This is a genomic window from Pseudoalteromonas sp. AS84 (assembly GCF_038900255.1).
In the GTDB taxonomy this organism is placed as follows: domain Bacteria; phylum Pseudomonadota; class Gammaproteobacteria; order Enterobacterales; family Alteromonadaceae; genus Pseudoalteromonas.
In genome coordinates, this window is sequence record NZ_JBBMQY010000018.1 from 67,696 (window position 1) to 93,686 (window position 25,991).

Annotated in this window: 33 protein-coding genes; 23 read left to right on the forward strand and 10 right to left on the reverse strand. The window is 40.1% G+C overall.

The annotated features are described in order from the left end of the window. Positions 1-16: 16 nt before the first annotated feature. On the reverse strand, positions 17-361 hold the full coding sequence (locus WNY79_RS16300) for a rhodanese-like domain-containing protein (protein ID WP_024599484.1): 345 nt from the start codon (positions 359-361) through the stop codon (positions 17-19). 299 nt (positions 362-660) lie between these two features. On the opposite strand from WNY79_RS16300, the gene WNY79_RS16305 reads away from it, so the two are divergent. Continuing rightward, complete coding sequence (locus WNY79_RS16305) at positions 661-963, forward strand: metalloregulator ArsR/SmtB family transcription factor (RefSeq protein WP_024599485.1); 303 nt, start codon at positions 661-663, stop codon at positions 961-963. A gap of 203 nt (positions 964-1,166) precedes the next feature. On the opposite strand, the gene WNY79_RS16310 is transcribed toward WNY79_RS16305, so the two are convergent. Then, the gene (locus tag WNY79_RS16310; protein WP_024599486.1) at positions 1,167-1,844 is read right to left on the reverse strand and encodes a nitroreductase family protein; all 678 of its coding nucleotides are present in this window, start codon (positions 1,842-1,844) and stop codon (positions 1,167-1,169) included. Between the two features lie 186 nt (positions 1,845-2,030). Here WNY79_RS16310 and WNY79_RS16315 point away from each other — a divergent pair, with 186 nt between their 5' ends. From WNY79_RS16315 to WNY79_RS16330, 4 genes are all read left to right on the forward strand, one after another. Continuing rightward, entirely contained in the window at positions 2,031-2,912 is an 882-nt protein-coding gene (locus WNY79_RS16315; RefSeq protein ID WP_007584623.1) for an ABC transporter ATP-binding protein, read from the forward strand. A 9-nt stretch (positions 2,913-2,921) separates the two neighbouring features. Then, a complete protein-coding gene (locus WNY79_RS16320) occupies positions 2,922-6,500 on the forward strand; it encodes a M1 family aminopeptidase (RefSeq protein WP_342876401.1) in 3,579 nt (1,192 codons plus the stop codon). A 183-nt stretch (positions 6,501-6,683) separates the two neighbouring features. Next, positions 6,684-6,995: a Bor family protein gene (locus tag WNY79_RS16325; RefSeq protein ID WP_024599488.1), complete on the forward strand. Its 312-nt coding sequence runs from the start codon at positions 6,684-6,686 to the stop codon at positions 6,993-6,995. Continuing rightward, positions 6,992-7,321: a hypothetical protein gene (locus WNY79_RS16330; RefSeq protein WP_342876402.1), complete on the forward strand. Its 330-nt coding sequence runs from the start codon at positions 6,992-6,994 to the stop codon at positions 7,319-7,321. Before WNY79_RS16325 ends, WNY79_RS16330 begins: the two co-directional genes overlap by 4 nt. 13 nt (positions 7,322-7,334) lie before the next feature. On the opposite strand, the gene WNY79_RS16335 is transcribed toward WNY79_RS16330, so the two are convergent. The 8 genes from WNY79_RS16335 to WNY79_RS16370 form a co-directional block, all read right to left on the reverse strand. Beyond that, positions 7,335-8,573, reverse strand: coding sequence for an ABC transporter permease (locus WNY79_RS16335; protein ID WP_342876403.1), 1,239 nt, complete (start codon positions 8,571-8,573; stop codon positions 7,335-7,337). After that, a complete protein-coding gene (locus WNY79_RS16340) occupies positions 8,566-9,273 on the reverse strand; it encodes an ABC transporter ATP-binding protein (RefSeq protein WP_024594267.1) in 708 nt (235 codons plus the stop codon). Before WNY79_RS16340 ends, WNY79_RS16335 begins: the two co-directional genes overlap by 8 nt. Beyond that, positions 9,273-10,439, reverse strand: coding sequence for an efflux RND transporter periplasmic adaptor subunit (locus WNY79_RS16345; RefSeq protein ID WP_165726609.1), 1,167 nt, complete (start codon positions 10,437-10,439; stop codon positions 9,273-9,275). The genes WNY79_RS16340 and WNY79_RS16345 overlap by 1 nt, the downstream gene beginning before the upstream one ends. Before the next feature lie 55 nt (positions 10,440-10,494). After that, positions 10,495-11,208, reverse strand: coding sequence for a YIP1 family protein (locus WNY79_RS16350; RefSeq protein WP_342876404.1), 714 nt, complete (start codon positions 11,206-11,208; stop codon positions 10,495-10,497). Between the two features lie 192 nt (positions 11,209-11,400). Continuing rightward, positions 11,401-12,087 (reverse strand): TorF family putative porin, encoded by a 687-nt coding sequence (locus tag WNY79_RS16355; protein WP_024591363.1) that lies wholly within the window; start codon positions 12,085-12,087, stop codon positions 11,401-11,403. Positions 12,088-12,363: 276 nt separating this feature from the next. Next, on the reverse strand, positions 12,364-13,527 hold the full coding sequence (locus WNY79_RS16360) for a hypothetical protein (protein ID WP_024591362.1): 1,164 nt from the start codon (positions 13,525-13,527) through the stop codon (positions 12,364-12,366). A gap of 155 nt (positions 13,528-13,682) precedes the next feature. After that, on the reverse strand, positions 13,683-13,883 hold the full coding sequence (locus tag WNY79_RS16365; RefSeq protein ID WP_024599496.1) for a helix-turn-helix transcriptional regulator: 201 nt from the start codon (positions 13,881-13,883) through the stop codon (positions 13,683-13,685). 8 nt (positions 13,884-13,891) lie between these two features. Next, a complete protein-coding gene (locus WNY79_RS16370) occupies positions 13,892-14,323 on the reverse strand; it encodes a hypothetical protein (RefSeq protein ID WP_197184287.1) in 432 nt (143 codons plus the stop codon). 233 nt (positions 14,324-14,556) lie between these two features. Here WNY79_RS16370 and WNY79_RS16375 point away from each other — a divergent pair, with 233 nt between their 5' ends. The 18 genes from WNY79_RS16375 to rplQ all read left to right on the forward strand — a co-directional run bounded on the left by WNY79_RS16375 (position 14,557) and on the right by rplQ (position 25,276). After that, on the forward strand, positions 14,557-16,527 hold the full coding sequence (locus WNY79_RS16375; RefSeq protein ID WP_170072840.1) for an AsmA family protein: 1,971 nt from the start codon (positions 14,557-14,559) through the stop codon (positions 16,525-16,527). Positions 16,528-16,800: 273 nt separating this feature from the next. Then, positions 16,801-17,169 carry a 50S ribosomal protein L14 gene (rplN, locus tag WNY79_RS16380; RefSeq protein WP_002959498.1) on the forward strand — a complete coding sequence of 123 codons (369 nt, stop codon included), beginning with the start codon at positions 16,801-16,803 and terminating at the stop codon, positions 17,167-17,169. A 10-nt stretch (positions 17,170-17,179) separates the two neighbouring features. Continuing rightward, complete coding sequence (rplX, locus tag WNY79_RS16385) at positions 17,180-17,494, forward strand: 50S ribosomal protein L24 (protein WP_002959496.1); 315 nt, start codon at positions 17,180-17,182, stop codon at positions 17,492-17,494. Between the two features lie 16 nt (positions 17,495-17,510). Continuing rightward, the gene (rplE, locus tag WNY79_RS16390; RefSeq protein ID WP_010554915.1) at positions 17,511-18,050 is read left to right on the forward strand and encodes a 50S ribosomal protein L5; all 540 of its coding nucleotides are present in this window, start codon (positions 17,511-17,513) and stop codon (positions 18,048-18,050) included. Positions 18,051-18,060: 10 nt separating this feature from the next. Further along, positions 18,061-18,366, forward strand: a complete 306-nt coding sequence (rpsN, locus tag WNY79_RS16395) for a 30S ribosomal protein S14 (protein ID WP_010554914.1) — start codon at positions 18,061-18,063, stop codon at positions 18,364-18,366. 21 nt (positions 18,367-18,387) lie between these two features. Continuing rightward, a complete protein-coding gene (gene rpsH, locus WNY79_RS16400) occupies positions 18,388-18,780 on the forward strand; it encodes a 30S ribosomal protein S8 (RefSeq protein WP_007584660.1) in 393 nt (130 codons plus the stop codon). 13 nt (positions 18,781-18,793) lie between these two features. After that, positions 18,794-19,327: a 50S ribosomal protein L6 gene (gene rplF, locus WNY79_RS16405; protein WP_002959488.1), complete on the forward strand. Its 534-nt coding sequence runs from the start codon at positions 18,794-18,796 to the stop codon at positions 19,325-19,327. Positions 19,328-19,336: 9 nt separating this feature from the next. Beyond that, entirely contained in the window at positions 19,337-19,687 is a 351-nt protein-coding gene (rplR, locus tag WNY79_RS16410; RefSeq protein ID WP_002959486.1) for a 50S ribosomal protein L18, read from the forward strand. A 9-nt stretch (positions 19,688-19,696) separates the two neighbouring features. Further along, complete coding sequence (gene rpsE, locus WNY79_RS16415) at positions 19,697-20,203, forward strand: 30S ribosomal protein S5 (RefSeq protein ID WP_002959485.1); 507 nt, start codon at positions 19,697-19,699, stop codon at positions 20,201-20,203. A 2-nt stretch (positions 20,204-20,205) separates the two neighbouring features. Next, a complete protein-coding gene (gene rpmD / locus WNY79_RS16420) occupies positions 20,206-20,388 on the forward strand; it encodes a 50S ribosomal protein L30 (protein ID WP_002959482.1) in 183 nt (60 codons plus the stop codon). A 4-nt stretch (positions 20,389-20,392) separates the two neighbouring features. Continuing rightward, positions 20,393-20,827, forward strand: a complete 435-nt coding sequence (gene rplO, locus WNY79_RS16425) for a 50S ribosomal protein L15 (RefSeq protein ID WP_002959480.1) — start codon at positions 20,393-20,395, stop codon at positions 20,825-20,827. Between the two features lie 10 nt (positions 20,828-20,837). Continuing rightward, on the forward strand, positions 20,838-22,166 hold the full coding sequence (secY, locus tag WNY79_RS16430) for a preprotein translocase subunit SecY (RefSeq protein ID WP_024599499.1): 1,329 nt from the start codon (positions 20,838-20,840) through the stop codon (positions 22,164-22,166). Positions 22,167-22,188: 22 nt separating this feature from the next. Further along, a complete protein-coding gene (gene rpmJ, locus WNY79_RS16435) occupies positions 22,189-22,302 on the forward strand; it encodes a 50S ribosomal protein L36 (protein WP_002959476.1) in 114 nt (37 codons plus the stop codon). Between the two features lie 124 nt (positions 22,303-22,426). Further along, positions 22,427-22,783: a 30S ribosomal protein S13 gene (rpsM, locus tag WNY79_RS16440; RefSeq protein WP_007584664.1), complete on the forward strand. Its 357-nt coding sequence runs from the start codon at positions 22,427-22,429 to the stop codon at positions 22,781-22,783. A 12-nt stretch (positions 22,784-22,795) separates the two neighbouring features. Next, positions 22,796-23,182 (forward strand): 30S ribosomal protein S11, encoded by a 387-nt coding sequence (rpsK, locus tag WNY79_RS16445; protein ID WP_002959471.1) that lies wholly within the window; start codon positions 22,796-22,798, stop codon positions 23,180-23,182. 21 nt (positions 23,183-23,203) lie between these two features. Next, on the forward strand, positions 23,204-23,824 hold the full coding sequence (gene rpsD, locus WNY79_RS16450) for a 30S ribosomal protein S4 (protein WP_002959461.1): 621 nt from the start codon (positions 23,204-23,206) through the stop codon (positions 23,822-23,824). A 24-nt stretch (positions 23,825-23,848) separates the two neighbouring features. Further along, on the forward strand, positions 23,849-24,835 hold the full coding sequence (rpoA, locus tag WNY79_RS16455) for a DNA-directed RNA polymerase subunit alpha (protein WP_002959452.1): 987 nt from the start codon (positions 23,849-23,851) through the stop codon (positions 24,833-24,835). 39 nt (positions 24,836-24,874) lie between these two features. Then, on the forward strand, positions 24,875-25,276 hold the full coding sequence (rplQ, locus tag WNY79_RS16460) for a 50S ribosomal protein L17 (protein ID WP_002959450.1): 402 nt from the start codon (positions 24,875-24,877) through the stop codon (positions 25,274-25,276). Positions 25,277-25,991: the final 715 nt, after the last annotated feature.

Genomic DNA, 25,991 nt, shown 5'->3' on the forward strand with positions numbered 1-25,991 from the left:
GTACTTACGTATGTGCTTAAAACACACTACATATTTGGTTTGCATCACAGGTAATAACGGTCACGTTTTCATAACCCACACGTGTTAATGCTTCTGCTCCCAACGTTGCGCGAGCACCACTTGCGCAGTGCACGTAAATTGGACGTGCTGCGTCTTTTTCTATTTCCATTAGTTTCATTTCGAGTAACCCACGCGGAATATTTATTGCTCCAACAGCTGCTTTTGTTGCATGCTCTGCAGGTTCTCGCACATCAATAAGTAAACCTTTATTTTGTTCAAGCTCGAGTTTCGCTTGCGCTGCGTCAATACGGCGTTGGTTAGGTGTGATAATTTTTAGTAAATCAGGGATTGATGTAAGCATGCTTTTTTATTCCTTAAGGTTACGTTTGCGTAATAGTGTGATCATCAGATACCAGCAACTAATAGCAGTTGAATTAAGTTTATTGTAGTAAAAACAGTAAGCCATATTCATCTAGGATCAAAATATTGCAACAATACAAATACGGCAATTATGAGTTCCGCAATTAAAAAATGAGCTATTGAGCTTTATTTAGTATTTTATTTACTATATTCGTTTTTTCTATATTAGTAAATTCTAATGTTAGACATTAACAATGTATATATTTATACTCCAATCACTTTTTATAATAAGAGCATGTTATGGACATCGACTTTATTGCAATGGCTGGGAATGTGGCGCAGGCAGAGCAGTTATTAAAAATTTTAGCGAATAAAAATCGTTTAATGATTTTATGCTCTTTGCAAGATAAAGAAATGAGCGTATCGCAACTAAATGAAGCCGTACCTTTAGCACAATCGGCACTTTCTCAGCATTTAGCTGCACTACGAAAAGCGAATGTTGTTGCCACTCGCCGTGAAAGCCAAACTATTTATTATCGTGTAATTGACGATAACGCAGTGCAATTACTTAGCACGCTATATAGCTTATTTTGTAAAGACTAACGCTTTTAGTTGCGTCAGTAGCGCAGTGAAAGCACAAAAGAATAACCTCAGCTCTATTACTTTTGTGCTATTAATTTTTAAAATGTTTGTACGTAAATAGAGCTCGTACGAAAACAGCTACTATGTTTAGACCAAACTATAGATATGTAGCAGCATGTTATCGCAAGATTTAACTCAAGCGAAAACTTGCGGTGAATACTAACTCAAATAAACGTAGCTATTTCATCAATAGATTTTTTATCCAGTGCATGCGCGGGTATTGTGGCATCGTCACTAGGATAGCCTGCAATAAGTAGCATATACGGGCGCTCGTTATCTTTATCGCGACCACATATATCGGTTAAAAAACTCATTGGTTTTGGAGTATGAGTAAGGGTTGCCAAACCAGCACGATGCAAAGCCTGAATTAAAAAGCCGGTAGCTAAGCCAACAGACTCATGCACATAATAATTCGTATTTTTATCATCGGTGCTTACGCCCCCCTTTTTTTGACTAAATACAGCTATAAGCCAAGGCGCATGTTCTAAGTAAGGTTTATTGGCGTCGGTACCTAACGGTTTTAGCGCATCTAACCATTCTTCACCTGCTCTGCCTTCGTAAAAAGAACGCTCTAGTTTTTCTGCGGCTTCTCTTATTTGTTTTTTTACATCGCTACTGTTTATAGCCACAAAATGCCAAGGCTGATGATTCGCTCCACTAGGTGCTGTGCCAGCTGCTTTTATACATGCTTCAATAATATTTTTTGGTACAGGGCGATCGCTAAAGCTGCGAATGCTATGGCGGCGTTGGCTAGTGGTTAAAAACTCGTTAGCGCGATTTAGCATTTCGTCGTGTGGGTATTCTATAAAGTCGTTTAATGGCTGGCTTTGGTGATCTTGCATGGCTTTTCGCTTCTTATAAAAGTATATGTGGTTTTTATACCGAGTGAATACAGTGCAGGCAAGTGTTATGAGTTTAAATTATGTTTATTTGTTGTTACAAATTTAACCAGTAAGTAACTTATGTTCCTATTTTTCTTGTGGTATAAAACATTATAAAAATAATTACTCATATTCAAGGAAGTAAAAATGCTATCAATAACAGGGTTATCTAAAACCTACGATAACGGCGTACATGCACTACAAGGTGTTGATTTATCTATAGGTAAAGGGATGTTTGGATTACTTGGGCCAAATGGCGCAGGTAAATCATCGCTAATGCGTACCATTGCAACACTGCAGTCGGCTGATTCAGGTTCAATTACTTTTGATGGTATTGATGTTTTTAAAGACCCACAGGCACTGCGCCAACGTTTAGGTTACCTCCCGCAAGATTTTGGTGTGTATCCACGTGTTAGTGCTTACGATTTGCTGGATCATATGGCTGTTTTAAAGGGGATTCATAATAAAGCCGAGCGTAAAGAGTCGGTTGAAGGATTACTTGCGCACACTAATTTATATCAACATCGCTCTAAAGCCGTAAGTGGCTTTTCGGGCGGTATGCGTCAGCGTTTTGGTATTGCTCAAGCGTTATTAGGCGACCCTGATTTACTAATCGTTGATGAACCAACAGCAGGGTTAGATCCTGAAGAGCGTAATCGTTTCCATAACCTGTTAGTAAGCTTAGGTGAGCAAAAAGTCGTTATATTATCGACTCACATTGTTGAAGATGTAGCAGAGCTTTGCCCAAACATGGCCGTACTGGCCGGCGGCAAAATACTATTAGAGGGCAACCCAATTGCCCTTACCGATAAACTCCAAGGGCAAATCTGGCGCAAAGCCATGAGCCAAGAAGAAGCGCAAGAGCTGGAACCACAATTACCGGTTATTTCTAAGCGCCTATTTGCAGGGAAAACAATTTTACATGTAATAGCAGAGCAAGCCCCACAAGGGTTTGAAGCAAGTAATGCAAACCTAGAAGATGTGTATTTTTCTACTCTGCTTAATCATCGTAACAGCCAAGTAGCATAAGGAGGCGTTATGTTTTTTAATATGCTCGCGTTTGAGCTGCGCTACTTTGTGCGCCAGCCTTCGTTTTATGTGACGTCGTTAATCTTCTTTTTTATGGCGTTTTTTATAAGCTCCAGTAGTAAGTTTCCGCTAGGTGGGGCGAATGTTCATATGAACTCGCCTTTCTCTATTATGCTTTTAACCGTTACATTTTGTACACTCGCTATGTTTTTAGTGGTTAATTTTGTTGCCAGCTCCGCTATTCGCAACAGTGAAAGCAAAATGGATGAGCTGGTTTTTAGCAAGCCTGTTAATCCTGTGCCTTATCAAGCAGGGCGTTTTTTTGGTGCTTACTTAGTTGTACTTATTGTATTTTTAAGCGTGCCATTGGGTGTGTTTTTAGGGTCGCAATTTGGTTTGTTAGTTGGCTGGCTCGATGGCGAATTGATTGGTCCTAATAGGCTAATGTACTACGCTGCGCCTTATCTTTATTTAGCAGTGCCAAGTTTACTGGTGCTTTCGGCTATTTTTAATAGTGTAGCGGTCTATTTTAAAACCATGATGTCGGTGTATGTAGCAGCTGTTGTGATTTTTATAGCCTATCAAATTGCCGGCGTTTACTTTGATGATTTAGCATTTAGAAATATTGTTGTTTACGCCGACCCATTTGGCTCTGGTTCGTTAATTGATTTAACACGTTATTGGACTGTAAACGATAAAAACACAGAAGTGCTAACGCTCACAGGTGACCTTTTAGTTAACCGTATATTGTGGGTAGCAATAAGTATTGCAATGTTTTTTGGACTTGGAAAGCTAAGCAACCGCATAGTAACTAAAAAACAGAAGAAGCAATTTAAAGTCTCTGCTTTTGTACAAAATAAACAAGCTGCACTTATCAACAGTGCTAAAAATTATAAATCAGCGGGGATCAGTACTAAATCACAGCTAATAATGCGCAGTATATTCGAACTTAAACAAGTTATATTTAGTGCTCCTTTTATGATTTTAGCGGGTGTAAGTATTGTAACGCTTATGATCCCTCTGTTTGCGCCTATTGGCGCTTATGGCACTACTAACTGGCCTTTAACTCAGAATATGGTCAATATTATTAGTGGTATTTCCGGTTTATTTTTGTTTGTTATTATCGCTTTTTATAGTGCTGAGCTTGTATGGCGAGAGCGACAAAGTGGCATGGGCGATATTGTTGACAGCTTTCCGGTGCATAATAGTGTTTTTTGGGTGTCAAAAATACTGGCTTTAATCGCCGCTATTTCTGGGTTGTTTCTAGTGGGAATGATACTCACAATTACAGTTCAGTTATTTAAAGGTCAATTTAATTTAGAGCTAGGACAGTATTTATTTAGGATTGTTTATTTGTCGATTTTACCGTTAATTATGCTGACGGTACTCGCCTTCTTTTTACAGATTATTAGCCCGAATAAATATGTAGGAATGGGCTTGTTTATTTTGTATTACATAGCGCAAACAGTAATGGATTCTTATGGGTTTGAGCATCATATGTATCATTTTTCGCAAAGCAGTAGTGTACCGTATTCTGATATAAATGGTTATGGGCACTTTTTACTAGCTGCACATTGGTACACACTATATTGGGGCGCGTTAAGTCTTGTTTTAGCGATTGTCGGGTTTGCGTTATGGCACCGCGGTCCTTCACAAACGCTGCGTACACGCCTGTCTATGCTTCGTTATAATATGTCGCTAAAAGGGCAAGCGGTTGCGGTTATTAGTGCATTAGTGTTTGTTGGTGCAGGCTACAATATTTATAACAACACAAGAGTTTTGAACGAGTTTACTACGAGCGATGAGTTTCAAGACAAGCAAATAAGTTATGAACAGCAGTTTGCACAATACAAAGACTTAGCACTACCTATGGTGACCGATGTTGACTTAACTGTTGATATTTATCCAAAAAAACGTGCTTTAAGTGCTGTGGCAAAAATTAAATTTACCAATACCTCTAACGAGCCAATTACGCGAGTATTGATCTCCTCTCCTCAACACGCTAAAAGTTGGGATGTGGCCATGGCAGGCGGTAAGATAGTTGAAAAATTACCAGCGCTTTATTCAGCATGGTTTGAGTTTGAGCAGCCGCTTATGCCAAACGAAATAAGAGAAGGGCAACTGTCTGTTACTCGCGAACATACAGGCTTTACTGATCAAGGCTCTGATACACAATTAGTTGCCAATGGCACTTTTATTAATAACTTGGAACTCCTTCCTAGCTTTGGTTATAACAGTGGTTTACAGGTAGCTGATAAATTTGAACGCCGTAAGCATGATTTACCAGAACTTGAACGTGCCCATAAGCTAGAAGACAGTCAGTACTATACACAAAGTGATTTTGGTGCAGCTAATGGGTTTATTAACTTTAAGGCAACGGTAACAACCGACGAGTCGCAATTTGCGATTACCCCAGGGTATTTACAAAGTGAAAGTGTAAAAGACGGGCGCCGTACTTTTGTTTATGAAATGGATGCGCCTATTTTAAACTTTTATGCGGTGCTTTCGGCAGAGCTTGAAAGTAAAAAGGTTGAGCATAATGGGGTAAATATTGAGGTGTATTACCACAAAAATCATGCATGGAATATTGACCGTATGATTGAATCGGTACAAGACTCGATAGATTACTTTACACAAGCATTTGGGCCGTATCAGCATAAACAGCTACGTATAATTGAATTTCCTAAGTATCGCTCGTTTGCACAAAGTTTTGCCAATACAGTCCCTTACTCAGAAAGCATGGGGTTTATTACAGACTTAAGAGATGAGAGTAAAGTTGACTACCCTTATTATGTTACCGCACATGAAGTAGCGCACCAATGGTGGGGGCATCAAGTGTCGGGAGCAAATGTAGAGGGGAGCGCAGTTATTTCTGAAACGCTTTCACAGTACAGTGCGCTTATGGTGCTCGAAAAACGCTTTGGCGCAGAGAAGCTACGTAAGTTTTTAAAATATGAGCTTGATAGGTACTTAATAGGGCGTACAGGGGAAGCCTTTGAGGAAATGCCACTATATAAAACGCAGTCTCAACAATATCTTCATTACAATAAAGGATCAATTGTGATGATGGCGATTTATGATCGTTTAGGTGAAAAACGTTTAAATGATGCACTCAAAGCATTTTTAAATGAGTTTCAGTACCAATCAACACCATACCCAACTACGCTTGATTTACTTAGCTATTTAAAACAAGACGCAACGCAAGCAGAGCAAAGTTTTATTGACGATCAGTTTAAATATATCACCTTGTATGAGTTTGAGATGAAAGATGTGTCAGTTACAGATAGCGCTGATAGCGAAGGCTTTTATACCGTAACTCTTAATGTAGAAGCCGTTAAGCAGCATGCCGATGGCCAAGGTGAAGAAACCGAACAACCACTCGATGAGCTAATTGATATTGCATTATTTAGCGATGATCCTGAAAACTTACTCGCTGAAGACTTTGTTATTTATTCGCAAAAGCATCAAATAGTGTCTGGTACCAATACTATTGAGCTAAAAGTAAAAGAAAAACCATTATTTGCGGGGGTAGATCCTTACATTAAGCTGGTCGACAAAGACAGTAAAAACAACTTAGCTAAGTTTTAAAGTCTATTTATTTACTAAGCACTTAAGTTGACTACTTTAAAGGCCGCATTTATGCGGCCTTTATGTGTAATAAACTGTATAAAACTTCATAGCGTTTCTACATATTCCCCACAGCTTTTTACGCTAATATTTTATGTTCTCTTATAAAGTTACCTTACTGGTATTTAGTTTATAAGGAAGAGTATGAAACCATTAATTATAGGGGCGATAGCATTAAGCCTCAGTGCTTGTTCTGCGGTAACCATTCAGCCACAAGCTATCGCAAAAATTACAAGTAAAGCGACCTACGAGGATAGCCGCCCATTTTATTTATGGGGATTAGTGGGTGAGCAGCGGGTAGATGTAAAACAAGTTTGCTTAGATACACCGGTTATTCAAATGCAGTCACAACAAACGTTTAGTGATGGAGCGCTGAGTTTAATTACGCTTGGAATATACTCGCCCCATACCATTAAAGTGTGGTGCCAAGAGCAAGTACTAGGGGAGACATTATGAGCATCAAGCTATTTGCAGCCGGTTGCACACTGATTATTTTAACGGGGTGTACAAATATTTACTTTGATAACGGTATACAGAGCAAAGTAAGCAATAAAACGCTAAAAAGCTCACGGTGGCATCATAATTTTGCACTTGCGTTGTACGAGGGATCAGAGCCGTTAGATTTAACAACACATTGCCCACAAGGGGAGTGGCAAAGCGTTCATACGTATAAATCGTTTACTAATGGTTTAGCTGAGGTGGTTGTGAATCAAATCGGCCCAGCTTGGTACCCTAAAACAGTAGAAGTACAATGTAATAAGGTACCATTTAAAGCTAAATAATTATTTAAAATAGTTATTCGTAACGCAGTGCATCTATAGGGTTTAGTCTTGCTGCTTTAATAGCAGGGGCTAAACCAAATATAATCCCAATCATTGATGTAAATCCGAACGATAGTATTACAGCCCATGCTGGTATATATGCATCAGGCATACTAGGGACTAAAAACGAAATAAGCCCTGCGGCGCCATATCCTATAATGAGTCCTATTAAACCACCAAAGAGTGAAAGCACAACGGCTTCAACTAAAAACTGCAGCATAATAAAGCCAGGTGTTGCGCCTAGTGCTTTTAATGTACCAATAACGCGTGTGCGTTCAGTTACCGACACGAGCATTATATTCATAACACCAATACCGCCAACAAGTAAGCTTATTCCAACAATACCAGCAGTAATAGCAGTAGCACTGCTGGTAAATTTATCTATTTGGGCACGAGATTTTTCAGCGGTTTCAAATTCAAAGTCGTTTTCATCTTTCTCTTTTAGTTTATGTAGTTGGCGTAATACACGGGTTATTTTTGCAAGCACTTGTTCTTCGTTAGTACCTTCATTTAACCTAAACATAATTTGCACATTAGTTTGTGTACTTCCGCCTTCTAAAGCACTCATAGTACTAATTGGAATATTAATGTAATCGTCTTGGTCAAAGCCAAATAAGCTACCTTGTTTTTCAGCAACACCAATAATCCTAAACCATTCACCACCTAGTTTTATATATTCACCTACTGGGTTTTCAGGAAGGTTTAGCTTTTCTATGATTGAAGAGCCGATAAATGCGACTCTTCTACGTTTATCATCATCTTCGGCACGAATAAAGCGGCCAAGTTCAGGGTAAGTACGATACGCTTTTTGATAGTCTTGCTCAGTACCTATTACACGCGATGAATGGCTTTTATTTCCATACTCAGCCCCTCCCGAAAAACGCCAGGTAAACATTAGGGCAGTTAGCGTTTCAGCTTCTTTTATACGCGACTTTAAAGCTAAAAAATCGTCGTAGGTAAGCTTGGCATTTTTACCAACCATTTCGAGTTCAATACTGGTGTAAGGCTTTATTGTTGTTACATCTGGCGACATATCAGCAAGTTGATCGTTTATTTGCTTTGTAAAACCCTGCATTACTGCAACTACAGTAACTACGGCGGCAACACCAATAATAATGCCCAAGCAAGTCAGTGCGCTGCGCATTGCATTAGCTTTAATAGCTGAAAAAGCGGCTTTAGTGCCTTCCATTATGGCAAGAGCTGATTTAAACATGTTGCTTGATTCCTTCATCTTTAGTTACATCACTTACCACTTTACCGTCCACTAAACGAATTACGCGTTGGCAATGATCGGCAATCTCTTGCTCATGTGTTACTAAAATAATAGTGTGACCTTCGTTATGCAGCTCATCAAACAAATCCATAATTTCGCGGGTCGTTTTACTATCAAGATTACCTGTGGGTTCATCTCCTAATAATATATGTGGTTTTGTGACTAAAGCGCGGGCAATAGCAACACGTTGACGTTGCCCGCCCGATAGCTGGCTAGATAAATGATTAACTTTATCACCGAGGCCTACCCGCTTTAGTGCTTCTAGGGCTTGTTGCTTGCGTTGTTTACTAGGAATAAAGCGATATACTAAAGGCTGCATTACATTTTCTAGTGCGGTTGCACGTGGTATTAAGTTAAAGCTTTGAAATATAAACCCGACACTTTCATTACGCTGATGAGCAAGCTCTGTCTCGGTCATACTTTTTACTAGTTTATCTTTTAAGTAGTATTCGCCACTGCTGGGTGTATCTAAACAGCCTAATAAGTTCATTAAGGTCGACTTGCCTGAACCAGAAGGTCCTATAATCGCCACGTATTCGTTTTGCATTATATGTACGTTTACATCATCAAGTGCCTTAAATACCTCTGAGCCCATTTTGTATTGTTTATTAATATGCTCTAGCTTGATTACGGCAGACATTAGGCTTCTTCCTTGTCTGCATCTGATTTAAGTTTTACCACATCACCTTCAGTCAGAAGACTTACTGGGCGCGCAGGGCCAATAACTATTTTGTCGCCCTCATTTAAGCCGTCAGTAATTGCTTGCTCTATATCAGATGATATTCCAACAGTTACGGCAATTTTGCTAACTGTGTTGTCACTATTTAGTCGCCATACAAATGTTTTATCGTCCTCTTTTTGGATTGCTTCTATTGGAAGTTTTAAACCGTTTTCGGCAATGCTTGTTGCGATCTCTGCTCTACAACTCATTCCTGCATATAGCTGGCGCTCAGTAGTATCGAGTAATACTTTTACTTTAAACGATAAACCTTGAGAGCCGGCTTGGTTTTTAGCTGATGTACCAATATTGATTACTGTGCCGCTAAATGGTTTATTTGGGTATGCGGCAGCATAAATATTCGCTTTTTGGTTAAGCTTAATACTCGCAATGTCGGTTTCATCAACACGTAGCTCGGCTAAAATAGCGCTTGGGTCGGCTACTAACATCAAATCAGAACCAATAATATTAGTAGTACCGGCTATAACGGTTTCACCTTCTTTAATATTTACAGATGCAAGCAAGCCGCTCATTGGAGCTCTAAATACACTTTTACTTAAGCGATCTTGCGCAATTTGTAGTGACGCTTGTGCTTGGTTGTACGACTCTATTCGTGATTCAATATCGATTTTAGCTAGATCGCGTGCGCTTTCAATGTTCTCATAGCTTTCTTGATTACCTAAACCTACATCGTATAAGTCTTTTTGTCTTTTAAGTTGTCGCTCTAGATTGGTCAGGCGTGTTCTACTATGTTTAATTTCAATCTCTGTGGCGCGAAGGATTGCTTTACTACGGGTAACTTCTGATTCAAAAGCAGTTGTATCAAGGCGCATTAACATATCGCCTTGTTTTACTCCTTGGCCTTCTTGAACAAATATTTTATCCACTCGGCCTGTCACTTCAGAGCGTAATTGCACTTGTGTATTAAAAACTAAATTACCTGAAGCCATTATTGAGTCAGCAATGTCGCCAAGCTCTACTTGAGCAATATTTACTTCGGCTTGTTTTTCATCGCCAGAAATTTGCTTTGACACAATTAGGGCTATAAATGCGCCTACAGCGAGTGTGATGATTATTGCTTTTTTCATTTTATCTATCCGTGAATTAAGTAATGTGGAGCTAGTATCTACCTCCACTTAAGAGTTAACTTGCTGCAATGATTGCCCAAATACCAAAAATAATAATTGAAGGAAGAGCAGAGAATAGGAGTGCTTTGTTAGTTGAAAAATTAGTCCAGCATTTTAAGCCTATCATTCCCAGCGCAATGCTCCATAAGCTAAACAAGTTTATTGATTCTAATAAGCTATAAAAAGGATGGCCAATTTCAAGTCCTATTATTAATTGGTTAATGGATGCATAGCTAAATACGGCTTGTTGAGATATTTGATCTGTACTTGCACTTAGTACAAGAGCAATTGTTCCTAGGCTTGAAATAACAACTGGCATCATTGTCCAGGTAGAGAATCCATACCAAGCTCCGTAGCTATGTTCTGATGCAGGATCCTGTTTAGCCACAAGCATATAATAAAGTGCCATTAATGCATTCATGATAGCCAGCGCAATTACGCCGCCAAACAAACCAAACCATACTTGGCCTTCTGCATTTTGCTCTATACTTTGGCGAATCATTTTTTGCTCGCCAATCGTCGCATCAATAGTTGATGCTGCTACTTGCTCATTAATCAAAAACTGCATATCAACAGTGGAATAAAAAATATAAATACTCGCCATTGAAACTAAAGACATGACTATAAAAGCAAGCCATGACCAACCTCTGGCGTGTTCAACACCATTGAAAGCTTTACTAGGACTTATATAAATATCGAGTAGGGCGCTAAACGCGTTAGGTGATTTCATTATTATTCCTTTATACCTATTTTATGGCTAGGCAGTTATAAATGCCCAGTGACTAGGTAATAGAATAAAGGAAAATGTATGTATTGTTTTCATTCAATTGTAACGGTTTGTTAACAGGTGTGAAGGGGCTTGTTCAAAAATAAGAAAAGGGCCAAAAGGCCCTTCGTGTTGCAGCAAGTAACACATTCTTTCTTATAAATTAAAGTCTACAGAATAAGCAACGTAAGCTTTAATATCTGAGTCATCCATATCTGTATCAGATAAACCAAAAGTGAACCCATCTTTCGAAATTGATACACCGTAATCTAAGATATTATCATCGCCAATAAAGTCACCAGAGTAATGGCCCAAGTGAAGTGCCATTTCAGTGCCGTTACTGCCAACAGCAAAACCGTAGTCAGCTGTCAGGTAAAGTGAATCACCAAAGTCTGTACCATCACCACTTGCAGCTGATGTTGCTAGTACTGAAGCACCAAAGGTAAAGCCTTCAACACTGATGCTACCGTAAATTTCAGAGAAATCTGCGTCAGCTTCAGAGGCTGCGTCTGGGTAAGCGTAATAAATATAGCCAACATCATAGCTAACGCTTTCGTTAATGTCGCCACCAAAGCCTGCATATAAATCAAGCTCATAGGTCATTTCATCTGCCCACGATGCATTTGAAGCCCAAGTACCTGCATAAAAGCCCGATTCATTAGCGTAATCAATACCGCCTGAAATAGCTGCATCGCCCCCAGTTTGCTCTTGACCACGCCATAAGTAGTTTGATGTTGCCGCTGCGTTTGCTGTTACTTCAGCATGTACGGCTGTTGACGTTAAAGATGTTGCGCCCATTAATGCTATAGCACTGATAGCGATTGTTTTTTTTAGTTTTAGCATGTCCATTTCCCGTTATATGATTTTTGCTCGCCAAGGTTTTTATTATGTAATCGGAACCTTTAGGCTGACGGCTTTTTATTGTTTAACTAACGGGATAATTGCACTGTATGTGCCAGCTTCATTATTTTTTATTAAAAATTATTTTTTATTTATTAAAAACATGAGCTTGAATTTTATGAATAGGATGGGGGGTAATATGAAGGAAGATGTTGCGCACATTGCTGGTGCATAAATTAACCTAGCCGCACCATAAAAGTACGGCTAAATTAGAAGATTTTAACCGAATATAGTGCGCATAAGGCTAATTGTTTCGTTTACGCTGCGACCTTTTTGTACTTCACTCACAATTGAATCACGTTTACTGCGAATATGCTCAGGAATATCGTCAGCAGCAAGTGCACGGTCTACTAATATTTCTGCAGACTCTTTACCTCTACGCTGAGTTTTACCTGTAGTAGTTGTAGTACGTTTAGGCTTGGTTAGCAGTTTAATGTAGTTAGAGTTATCTGGTGTTTTAGCATCAGCGTAGTGAAAGAAACATGGAATTAATGCTTTAATAGCAACCAATTGTTCTTCTAACTCATTACTAGGTTTAGCCATTTTGTACCATGACATAGCTTGAATACCTTTTACGATATCTTGCCAGTAACGCTCAAAATCACTATTTTTAAGTTTAGAAACACCAAGGGCACCACATAATGCATCTAATCGATTATTTGTAATCGGAGTAAATAAATCAGGGCGACGCATTGCAAGCAGTCGTGTTGCAGGCGCAAGTGTTGGTTTTTCGTTGTTGTCGGTGAATATTTTTGAATAAGCAGCAACAAATTGTTGATATTCGTATTGAGTAATATCACCTTCAAGTGGAATATTCACTAGTGCATCGTCAAAAGCACCTGGTAAATCACCAAGCATTTGATGGAAGCTCTTTGCACTTTTTGTAGATGCAAACCATTCAACGTCAAAGTTGTATGTGCTTGGATCAAGTGATGCCATGTGCTTACCGCTAAACGCAAGTAAGTCTTCAGGAATCATATCTTTAAGAGACTGTTCACGAATGCTTTTGATGTAGTCTACCAAACGAAGCTGTTCATCAAGTGCAATAACATCTTTGTGTTGTTCTACAAATACACTTACAACAGGCCACGGAGCAATACGTAAAGTTTTAACCTGTAAAAAGCTGATAGCTGAAATAAGCTGATCGTGTAGCTTCTTAAGTACTGGTAACTGCTGTGGCTCTAGTAAATCGTAGTTCATACGATCTCTGCTTGCACTTAGCAATTCGTAACACCAAGGTAAAAAATCATCAGGGTGGTTTTCTACTTTCACGGCCATAAGGTTAAGGCTTAACTCTGAAGATTGCTTCAGAATGTTCTGATAGATTTGATTTTCTTGTTCGCCTAGCGTCATTTTTGACGGTGAAATTAGCAGTTTTTTCATGCCTTGTAGAATCTCCGGTTTAGATATATATTTTTTTGCTGGTCTATTTTAGCGCAATTACGCTAATAACAACAGCGCTGTCCTCCATACGTTGCAATTGAAGTGACTAAATCAGTATTTTTGCTAATAAAATGAGACTAATGCTTTAACATGTATCAATCATTTTCATCCAGTACAAAGAGACTTTCGACTGAGGTATTAAAATGCTTTGCTATTTTTAGAGCAATTATTACCGACGGCGTAAACCGGTTTGTTTCTACGGTACTTATTGTTTTGCGCGACACGTTAATAGCATCAGCAAGTTCTTGCTGTGAAAGCCTGGCTTCTTTTCGATACTTTGCTATGTTATTTTGCATTTCCTCTCCTAATCACGATTTTGCCAAAGCAATGAAGCGCCATATACCAAGAGCATGATACCTAGGTAGAATATTGCCATAGTTGCATGCGAGACCTCGCTAGCTATTTCATTACCTTTATAAAAAACTCCAAGAAGGCAAAATACAAATGCAAAACTTAAATGTTTATAGGCATTAGTATCAATGGTGTTTAGAAACTCATCTTTATAAGCGTATTGAAAATACATTTTTAACGGAAAGCCCCCTTTAATGAGGTAAATAATCACTATAACTACATAAAAAAAAACGCCCATTCCAACAGTTAAAAGCCCTCCAATATGTTGATCTTGTTTTATTAGTGAGTAAACACAGAGAAGTAAACAAACTATCCCTGCGCTTAAACTAATCCATATGTTTTGACCCATAAATTGTTCTTCAGTTTTAATATCCTGTTGTTTCATAGTATTCATCCTGTGATAGTATTTTATTTTTTGTAACCTTTGGGTATCAATATAACCTTGGGGTATCATCGGGTCAATACTTATTTGTAACCTAAAGGTATCAAAATGTTTCAGGAAAGATTCATATAGAACAGGTAAAGTAGTTTTAGTGGCTTTTTTACATCAACTACAATGATTTTAAGGCTAACACTCGCTATGATAAGAACATTATTTGCACGTTTGAAAGGACGATCATGAAAACCTTACTTAAAATTGTAGGTGTAATACTTTTATTATGTATAGCACTAATTGTTGCCGCACCGTTTTTAATCCCTACTGATACTATTTTTAATAAAGTGTCGCAGCAGGTAGAACAAACAACTGGGCGCACTCTTACTATTAAAGGTGATAAAACACTTAGCGTATTCCCTGCATTAAAGTTAGAACTTAACGACGTGCATTTTGCAAATATGGAATCAGGTTCGCGCGCCGATATGGCGAGTATGAAACAGCTTGCTGTACACATACCTTGGTTTTCATTATTTGGTGGTGAGTTTAAATTAGATAAGTTTGTGATAAACGAACCAAATATCCTATTAGAAACTGACAAAAATGGTAAAGCTAATTGGCAGTTATTTGATGCAGTTGCAGAGCAACCTAAAGAGCAAAGCCAATCAGGTGAAGCGATAAAGCTTCCAGATAACTTTGATATTGAGTTAGGTGAGGTTGCTATTTATGGCGGCACATTTACTTATCTAGATGGTCTAACAGGTGCTAAGCAACAAATTAGTGATTTAGAACTCGCTATTTTACTTCCATCACTTCGTAAAACATTAGAAGTAAAAGGGGGTATTACTTATATGCAGGAGCGTTTTGAGCTTGATATAAAATTAGATACTCCTGCTAAAGCAATTGAAGGTGCTACTTTTAATGTTAAACAAACCTTAGATTCTCGTTTAGTTGATTTAACGTTCGAAGGGAGCATCGCTGGGCAAGGCCAAGATATTAAAGGTCAGTTAGCACTAAGTGGTGAGTCTGTTAAACGTATTGCGAAATGGCAAGGTGTAGAGTTAGACGCTAAAGATAATGCTTTTAACGCATTTAGTGTAAACGGTAAAATGCACCTAGCAGGTGAGAAATTTAATTTAGAAGATTTAGTTGCGACGTTAGATGCATTGGAAATAAAAGGTAAGAGCGAGCTTAACCTAGGTAAGCGTTTAACTGTAAATGCTGATATTGATTTAGGTATGCTTGATTTAAATCCGTATCTACCTGAAGCAGTAGCAAAGCAAGAAGAGCCAGTAGAGCAAAATGATAAACCTGCAGAGCCAATAGTATGGGATGACACTAAAATTGATCTAAGTGCGTTAAATTCACTAGATGCGAATGTAGTTATTCGTTCAAGTGGATTAAAAGCTAACGATATTAAGTTGGGCGCAAATCAATTTACTGTTGCTTTAAAAAATAGCGTTGCAAAACTAAGCTTAGATAGCTTTTCTGCTTATGAAGGGTCAGGTAAAGGGGTTATCAATGTAAACGCACAACAAGTGCCTTATAAAATATCAACTAACTTTGACTTAGCTGGTATAGATGCACAGCCTTTATTAACTGATGCGGCAGGTTTTGACAAGCTAATGGGTAAGGGTTCTTTAAATTGGAACCTAAACACAACTGGCCAAAGTCAAAAGTCGTTTATTGGTGCGCTTAACGGAAAGCTTGGATTTGAGTTTGCTGATGGGGCTGTAAAAGGTGCGAATATAGCTGAGATGGTTCGTAAAGGTAAGGAACTCATTTCAGGAAACTTTGGTGCAGCGTCTGAAGGGCTGGATACCGGATTTGAAGAATCTGAGCAAACAGATTTCTCTGCACTAACTGGTAGTTTTAATTTTACTAATGGTGTTGGTAAAAATACTGATTTATCACTTATTAGCCCACTCATAAGAATATCAGGTGAAGGCGATGTTGATTTACCGCAAACAGCGGTTAACTACCGTTTGGTTACAGGCATAGTTGGATCAATCGAAGGACAGGGAACCACTGATGACAGTACTGGTTTTAAAATACCACTACGTATAAAAGGGCCTTTCCACGATGTTGGTATAAAGCTTGATGTGGGTAATGCGCTTAAAGATGAAGCAAAACAAAAAGTCGATGAGGCAAAAGAAAAAGCCAAAGACAAAGCAAAGGATAAGATTAAAGATAAATTAAAAGGTTTATTCGGTTAATCATCTATAGTTAAAACAAACAAGGCACTTATATAGTGCCTTGTTTGTTTTGTAACCACCTGTAAAATAGCTACATAGCCGTAATTACTCAACTTTAATAACCGTACGCTCTAAATTAATTAAAAAATAACCTATCACTACCCCCTCAATGCTGGTACAATTGCCCGCCCTTAAGAGACAACTCGTTTGTTTTTTGATTGGGATTTAATCGAAATGTCTGATTTTTAAACGAATTTTAGACACGTTGTAATTACTACACCGGAGGTCATTAACATGATCCAAATGCAAACTCAGCTGGAAGTTGCTGATAACAGCGGCGCTCGCAAAGTGCAGTGTATAAAAGTCCTTGGTGGTTCACACCGTCGCTACGCAGCGATTGGCGACATCATTAAAGTTTCTGTAAAAGAAGCTATTCCTCGCGGTAAAGTGAAGAAAGGTGATGTTAAAAACGCGGTAGTTGTGCGTACCAGAAAAGGTGTTCGCCGTCCAGATGGTTCTCTGATCCGTTTTGACAGCAACGCGGCTGTTATCTTAAATGATAACTTGCAGCCAATTGGTACACGTATTTTCGGCCCTGTGACTCGCGAACTTCGTAATGATAAGTTCATGAAAATCGTTTCACTAGCCCCAGAAGTACTGTAAGGAGCCAATCATGGCAGCAAAAATACGTCGTGATGACGAAGTAATCGTACTAGCAGGTAAAGACAAAGGTAAGCGCGGAAAAGTGCTTTCAGTTGTTACTGAATCTGGTCGAATCTTTGTCGAAGGCATAAACTTGATCAAGAAACACCAAAAGCCGGTTCCACAATTGAACCAAGCTGGCGGCATTGTTGAGAAAGAAGCATCTATGGATGCATCAAACGTTGCGATCTTCAACTCGGAAACGAGTAAAGCTGATCGTGTAGGTTTCAAGATTGAAGATGGTAAGAAATTACGTATCTTTAAATCTACTGGTAAAACTATCTAATAGTTGGAGTAGAATGATGGCGAAACTGCATGAAGTATATAAAGACAAAGTAGTTGCTGAACTTCAAGAGAAGTTTGGTTTCAGCTCTGTCATGCAAGTCCCTCAGATCGAAAAGATCACATTGAATATGGGCGTGGGCGAAGCCCTAGCTGACAAGAAGATTTTAGATAACGCAGTAGCGGATCTAGCAGCAATCTCTGGTCAGAAACCTCTAATCACTAAAGCACGCAAATCTGTTGCTGGCTTCAAAGTGCGTGAAGGTTACCCGATTGGTTGTAAAGTAACCCTACGCGGCGAGCGTATGTGGGACTTTTTTGAGCGTTTGGTATCAATCGCTATCCCACGTATTCGTGACTTCCGTGGCGTAAGTGCTAAGTCTTTTGATGGACGTGGCAACTACAGCATGGGCGTACGTGAACAAATCATCTTCCCAGAAATCGATTACGATAAAGTAGACCGTGTACGCGGTATGGATATTACTATCACTACTTCTGCGAAATCTGATGAGGAAGGCCGTGCGTTGTTAGAAGCGTTTAACTTCCCATTTAAGAAATAAGGGTAGGGTTATGGCAAAGAATTCTATGAAAGCGCGCGAAGCAAAGCGCACAAAACTAGTTGCTCAGTTCGCTGAAAAGCGCGCAGCACTAAAAGCTATCATCAGTGATGTTAATACATCTGAAGATGATCGTTGGGACGCGGTACTTAAGCTACAAGCTTTACCTCGTGATTCTAGCCCTGCACGTCAACGTAATCGTTGTAACATTACGGGCCGCCCACATGGTTTCCTTCGCAAATTCGGCATGAGCCGTATTAAAGTTCGCGAAGCAGCTATGCGCGGTGAAATTCCTGGCCTTAAAAAGGCTAGCTGGTAATAGAATCATGGGAGTAAGACTATGAGCTTGCAAGATCCTATCGCGGATTTGTTTACACGAATTCGTAACGGTCAATCAGCGAAGAAAGTATCTGTAACGATGCCAACTTCAAAGCTGAAAGTAGCATTAGCTAAAGTACTAAAAGACGAAGGTTATATCGTAGATTTCGCCGTTAACGGTGAAACTAAACCTGAGCTTTCTATCGAGTTGAAGTACTTCGAAGGCAAAGCTGTAATTGAAAATATCCAGCGTGTAAGTCGCCCTGGTCTACGTATCTATAAGAAACGTGACCAATTACCTAAGGTAATGGGTGGTCTTGGTATCGCTATCGTATCAACTTCTAAAGGCCTAATGACAGACCGCACAGCACGTAGTGCTGGTGTTGGTGGTGAAATCATTGGTTTTGTAGCTTAATCGGAGGGGAACTATGTCTCGCATAGCAAAGGCACCAATTACTGTTCCTGCCGGTGTAGAAGTTACATTAAAAGGCCAGGAAATCACAGTTAAAGGCAAAAACGGTGAACTTACTCGTACTATCAACAACGCTGTTGAAGTACAAGTTAATGACAACGTTATTACTACTTTACCTCGTGATGGCGTAGCTAATGCATGGGCTCAAGCAGGTACTGCTCGCGCTCTAATCAACAACATGGTTGTTGGTACGCATGAAGGTTACGAGAAGAAACTTCAGTTAGTAGGCGTGGGTTACCGTGCTGCAGCTAAGGGTAAAACATTAGATTTAACTCTTGGCTTCTCACACCCAGTTAATTTCGCAGTTCCTGAAGGAATTACGATTGAAACTCCAAGCCAAACAGAAGTTCTAGTTAAGGGCGTAGACAAGCAGTTAGTTGGTCAAACAGCTGCTAACATTCGTGCATACCGTAAACCTGAGCCTTATAAAGGTAAGGGTGTTCGTTATTCAGATGAGAATGTACGCCGTAAAGAGGCTAAGAAGAAGTAAGGTAAGACGATGGATAAAAAAACAGCTCGTCTACGTCGTGCTAAACGCACTCGTAGAAATTATATTGAACAAGGCACAACGCGTCTTGTTATCCACCGCACGCCACGTCACATCTACGCTCAAGTTGTAAATGCTGAGGGTAATGTGCTGGCTGCTGCTTCTACTGTTGAAAAGGCTATTAGCGAAACAGTTAAAGGCACCGGTAACGTTGAAGCTGCGCAAGCAGTTGGCAAAGCGGTTGCTGAACGTGCGGCTGACAAAGGCATCGAAAAGATTGCTTTTGATCGCAGTGGCTTTAAATATCACGGCCGTGTGAAGGCGCTAGCTGATGCTGCGCGTGAAGCCGGTTTGCAATTCTAGGAGTAGACTATGGCTAACGTAGAAGCAAAGCAACAACAGCCTGATCTAGCTGAAAAGCTAATCGCGGTGAACCGTGTGTCTAAAGTAGTTAAAGGTGGTCGTATCTTTAGCTTTACTGCACTAACTGTAGTTGGTGATGGCGCAGGTAAAGTAGGTTTTGGTTATGGTAAAGCACGTGAAGTTCCAGCTGCTATTCAAAAAGCAATGGAAAAAGCACGTCGTAACATGATCAACGTAGACCTAAATGGCAACACATTACAGCATCCTGTTAAGGGACGTCATGCTGGCTCACTAGTGTTCATGAAACCAGCATCTGAAGGTACTGGTATCATTGCAGGTGGTGCTATGCGTGCAGTACTTGAAGTGACTGGTGTGCAGAACGTACTTTCTAAATGTTACGGTTCTACTAACCCAATCAACGTGGTACGTGCAACGATTTCGGCTCTTGAGAATATGAATTCTCCACAGTCAATCGCTGCAAAACGTGGCCTTCGCGTAGACGAAATACTGGGGTAACCATGGCAAATCAAACTGTAAAAGTAACACAAGTAAAAAGCTCTATCGGTCGTTTACCGAAACATAAAGCTACATTACGCGGTCTTGGTTTACGTCGTATCAACCACACTGTTGAGTTAGAAGACACAGCATGTGTACGTGGTATGATAAACAAGGTTTCTTACATGGTTAAGGTAGAGGGTTAATTCGATGCATTTGAATACACTTTCACCTGCTGCAGGTTCAAAAACTGCTCCAAAACGTGTTGGTCGTGGTATCGGTTCTGGTCTAGGTAAGACTGGCGGTCGTGGTCACAAAGGTCAAAAATCACGTTCTGGCGGCAAAGTACGCGTTGGTTTTGAAGGCGGTCAAATGCCTATGCAACGTCGTCTACCTAAATTTGGTTTTACTTCTCGCAAATCTTTAGTATCTGCAGAAATAAACCTTTTTGAAATCGCTAAAGTTGAAGGCGATGTGGTAGACCTAAGCGCGTTACAAGCAGCTGGTCTAGTTAAAAAGAACGTTCTTTTCGTTAAAGTTGTTAAATCTGGCGAAGTTTCACGCGCTGTTACCGTTAAAGGCCTTAAAGCCTCTAAAGGTGCTCGCGAAGCTATTGAAGCTGCCGGAGGCAAGGTAGAAGACTAAGGAAGTACTAATGGCTAAACCAGGTCAAGATACACAAAGTGCACAAGGTGGACTTTCGGAATTGAAGCGCCGATTACTCTTCGTATTGGGTGCTATCATAATTTACCGTCTAGGTTCATTTGTGCCGATCCCTGGGATTGACGCCGCTGTACTTGCCGATTTCTTCGAGCAACAAAAGGGCACCATTGTTGAGATGTTCAACATGTTCAGTGGTGGTGCTCTTGAGCGAGCTTCAGTGTTAGCACTGGGTATTATGCCGTATATCTCGGCTTCGATTATTACGCAACTATTAACGCATATGTATCCTCCGTTTATAGAGCTTAAGAAAGAAGGTGAGCAAGGGCGTAAAAAAATTAGCCAGTACACACGCTATGGCACGCTTGTGCTAGCTACTATTCAATCAATCGGTATTGCTTCTAGCTTACCGGGCATGATGGAGGGGTTAGTTGTTAACCCTGGTATGGGTTTCTATTTCACCGCAGTGGTGAGTTTAGTTACTGGTACTATGTTCCTTATGTGGTTGGGTGAACAAATAACAGAGCGCGGTATCGGTAACGGTATCTCTGTTCTAATATTTGTTGGTATTGTAGCTAACTTGCCGTCTGCTATTGGTTCGACAGTCGAAATGGCGCGCCAAGGTGATTTGAATGTTTTTGTACTGTTGATGGTTGCGGTAATCGTATTCGCTGTTACTTATCTTGTAGTGTTTTTCGAACGTGGGCAACGTCGTATTGTTGTTAACTACGCGAAACGCCAACAAGGTCGTCAAGTATTTGCTGCCCAAAGCACGCATTTACCACTAAAAGTAAATATGGCGGGTGTTATTCCACCAATCTTCGCTAGCAGTATAATTCTGTTCCCTGGTACAATTGCCAGCTGGTTCGGCCAAGGTGAAGGTCCAGTCGCTGATGTATTACAAGCTGTTGCTACTACGTTGACCCCAGGTCAACCGTTGTACTCGCTTGTTTTAGCTGCGGCTATTATCTTCTTCTGCTTTTTCTATACAGCGTTGGTGTTTAACCCACGTGAAACTGCAGATAACCTTAAGAAATCTGGCGCATTTATCCCAGGTATTCGTCCAGGTGAGCAGACATCTAAATACATTGATAAAGTGATGACACGCCTGACATTGGCAGGTGCTTTGTATATAACCTTTATCTGTCTGGTGCCTGAATTCATGACGATGGCGTGGCAAACGCCATTCTACTTCGGCGGTACATCAGTTTTGATTATCGTTGTAGTGATCATGGACTTTATGGCACAAGTACAGACTCACCTGATGTCTCATCAGTATGATTCTGTGCTGAAAAAAGCGAACCTTAAAGGCTACGGTCGATAAGGTCAGTTTACGGAGTTGAGCAATGAAAGTACGTGCTTCCGTTAAGAAAATATGCCGTAACTGTAAAGTTATTAAACGTGCTGGTGTAGTACGCGTAATTTGCAGTGAGCCTAAGCATAAGCAAAGGCAAGGTTAAGTAAACAGCGTGCAGGCTGAGTTTTCTCGGCCTGTGTTTTTAGTAGTAATTTGGTCTTCGTTTGAGTATCCTTACGGGCTTTTCAAACAGATGATTACCAAATTCGAATATAGGAGATGTGTTAGTGGCCCGTATTGCTGGCATTAACGTCCCTGATCATAAACATGCAGTTATTGGTTTAACAGCTATTTATGGCATAGGTAAGACTCGCTCTAAGGCTATCTTAGTAGCGACTGGTATCGCCGAAACCACAAAAATCGGTGAACTTTCAGACGAAATTCTTGACGTACTGCGTGATGCAGTTGGCAAGTACACTGTTGAAGGTGATCTTCGTCGTGAAGTTACTTTAAATATCAAGCGCCTTATGGACCTTGGTTGTTATCGTGGCCTACGTCACCGTCGCTCTTTACCACTACGTGGTCAAAGAACTAAGACTAACGCGCGCACCCGCAAGGGTCCTCGTAAGCCTATTAAGCGATAAGGGGATAGTATTATGGCTAAGACACCAATTCGTCGTAAAAAGGTTAAAAAACAAGTTGCTGATGGTATGGCTCATGTTCATGCGTCTTTCAACAACACTATTGTAACGATTACCGACCGTCAAGGTAATGCACTATCATGGGCTACTGCCGGTGGTTCAGGTTTCCGTGGTTCACGTAAATCTACACCATTTGCTGCTCAAGTTGCTGCAGAGCGTGCAGGTACTGCTGCTCAAGAATACGGTTTAAAAAATCTAGAAGTTTTCATCAAAGGTCCAGGTCCAGGTCGTGAATCTGCTGTACGTGCTTTGAATGCTGCTGGTTACCGTATTACCAACATAACTGACGTGACGCCAATACCACATAATGGTTGTCGTCCACCGAAGAAACGTCGCGTTTAACAATAGGTTAGGAGAAATAACATGGCAAGATATTTGGGCCCTAAGCTCAAGCTGAGTCGTCGTGAAGGTACTGACCTGTTCCTTAAGAGCGGCGTAAGAGCTATCGACTCTAAGTGTAAACTTGAGACTGCACCTGGTCAGCACGGCGCTCGTAAAGGTCGCTTATCTGATTACGGTTTACAATTACGTGAAAAGCAAAAAGTACGTCGTATCTACGGTGTATTAGAAAAGCAATTCCGTAACTACTACAAAGAAGCTGCTCGCCTTAAAGGCAACACAGGTGAAAACTTGTTACAGCTTTTAGAGCAACGTTTAGACAATGTTGTATATCGCATGGGTTTTGCTAGCACACGTGCTGAAGCACGCCAGTTAGTAAGCCATAAAGCGATTCTAGTTAATGGTCGTGTTGTGAACATTCCTTCATACGTAATTACTCCAGAAGATACTGTTGTAATCCGTGAGAAGTCTAAGACACAAGCACGTATCATCGCTGCTCTAGAGTTGGCTGAGCAACGTGAAAAGCCGACTTGGGTTGAAGTTGACGGTAAGAAACTGGAAGGCAGCTTCAAGCGCCTACCTGAGCGTTCAGATTTGTCTGCGGACATTAATGAACAACTAATCGTCGAACTTTACTCTAAGTAAAGTTAAGAGTTAAGAGAGGATAACATGCAGGGTTCTGTTACAGAATTTCTAAAACCAAGGTTAGTCGACATCGACGCTATCAACCCAACGCGTTCTAAAATAGTTTTAGAACCATTAGAGCGTGGCTTTGGTCATACTCTGGGTAATGCTTTACGCCGTATATTACTTTCATCTATGCCTGGATGTGCAGTAACTGAAGTTGAAATCGACGGTGTTTTACATGAGTACAGCGCGAAAGAAGGCGTTCAAGAAGACATCATTGAAATACTATTAAACCTTAAGGGTTTAGCAGTAACGTTAGAAGGCAAAGATGAAGTTTTTCTGACCCTGACTAAATCTGGTGTAGGCCCTGTTACTGCGGCTGATATTCAGCACGATGGCGATGTAACAATTGCTAATCCAGATCACGTTATTTGTAATTTAACTACAAATAACAGCGAGATCAGCATGCGTATTCGTGTTGAACGCGGTCGTGGTTATGTGCCGGCATCTAGTCGTTTATCCTCTGATGACGATGAGCGTCCAATTGGTAGATTGTTGCTTGATGCATCATTTAGCCCAGTTGAACGTATTGCGTACTCGGTTGAATCAGCTCGAGTTGAGCAACGTACAGATTTAGACAAGTTAATCATTGATATGGAAACAAACGGCACTTTAGATCCAGAAGAAGCGATCCGCCGTGCGTCTACTATCTTAGCTGAGCAATTAGATGCATTCGTAGATTTACGTGATGTAACTGAGCCAGAAGAGAAAGAAGAGAAGCCAGAATTCGATCCTATTCTACTTCGTCCAGTTGATGATCTTGAATTAACAGTACGCTCAGCAAATTGTTTGAAAGCCGAGCAAATTCAATATATCGGTGATTTAGTTCAGCGCACTGAAGTTGAGCTTCTTAAAACGCCTAATTTAGGTAAGAAGTCTCTAACTGAAATTAAAGACGTGCTAGCTTCACGTGGACTTTCTCTGGGCATGCGCCTAGAAAATTGGCCACCTGCAAGTTTAGCTGAATAATCTAAATCACTATATTAGTTTAGTTAGAAGGATAGGGTCATGCGCCATCGTAAGAGTGGTCGTCAATTAAACCGTAACAGTAGCCATCGTAAAGCGATGTTTAGCAATATGGCAGGTTCTTTGGTGAAACATGAAATCATCAAAACTACTTTGCCTAAAGCGAAAGAGTTACGTCGTGTAATTGAACCTTTAATCACACTGGCTAAGACTGACAGTGTAGCAAATCGCCGTTTAGCGTTTGCTCGCACGCGTGATAATGAAGTTGTTGGTAAGTTATTCAGTGAAATCGGTCCACGTAACGCGGATCGTCCAGGTGGTTACACTCGTATTCTTAAGTGTGGCTTCCGTACTGGTGATAATGCACCAATGGCTTATATTGAACTAGTTGGTCGCCCAGCGACTAGCGAAGCAGTTCAAGAAGACGCACAGTCTGCAGAGTAAGTCTTAAAGAAACCTAAAAGCCGAGCTTATGCTCGGCTTTTTCTTGTCTAAAATTTGTCAAACTATATGAACCAGTAATTACCTTCTATTGTGAGTACATACTGAATTGATAAGTTGTTTTGACAGCTGCTTTAATAGCTCTACCCAATTACTCTTCACTTACCATTCATTCAAAATAGCCTATCAGATTCTAGTCAAAGATCATTTCCACTATATATGTGATTTACAGCTATTAATAATACCGTTGCGAATTGAGCTACAATTAAAGCAAGCCTAACGAACTTTTTACTTATAGATCTGATTAGAAAATATAACGTGGTCTCTCTTATCTATATACCGGTACTAAGAACCTCATAGTAAAGTTAACTATTATGGCCCATGCAAACTTCCTTCTTAAATATGTAAAACTATTATTAAATATAGCCTGATCAATCCAATTATCCGCTTTTGATTAATTTAAATGATTTATAGCAATACGACTCTTACTCTATTGGTTAGTTTTTCCACATAGGTGATCGAAATATATCTCTACCTGTTAGTAGTTATCATAATTTTCATTTCAAATAGCTATAAGAACCTATTAACATTGGTAGTTTAGTTGTGTTTTTGAGCGTTTAGCTCAAATACTCAGCGAACAGCACATTATTTCAAGTTTTCTTCAAAAAAGGGTTGATCTGTTTTCGGATCTCCCTATAATGCGACCCCACTGAGACGG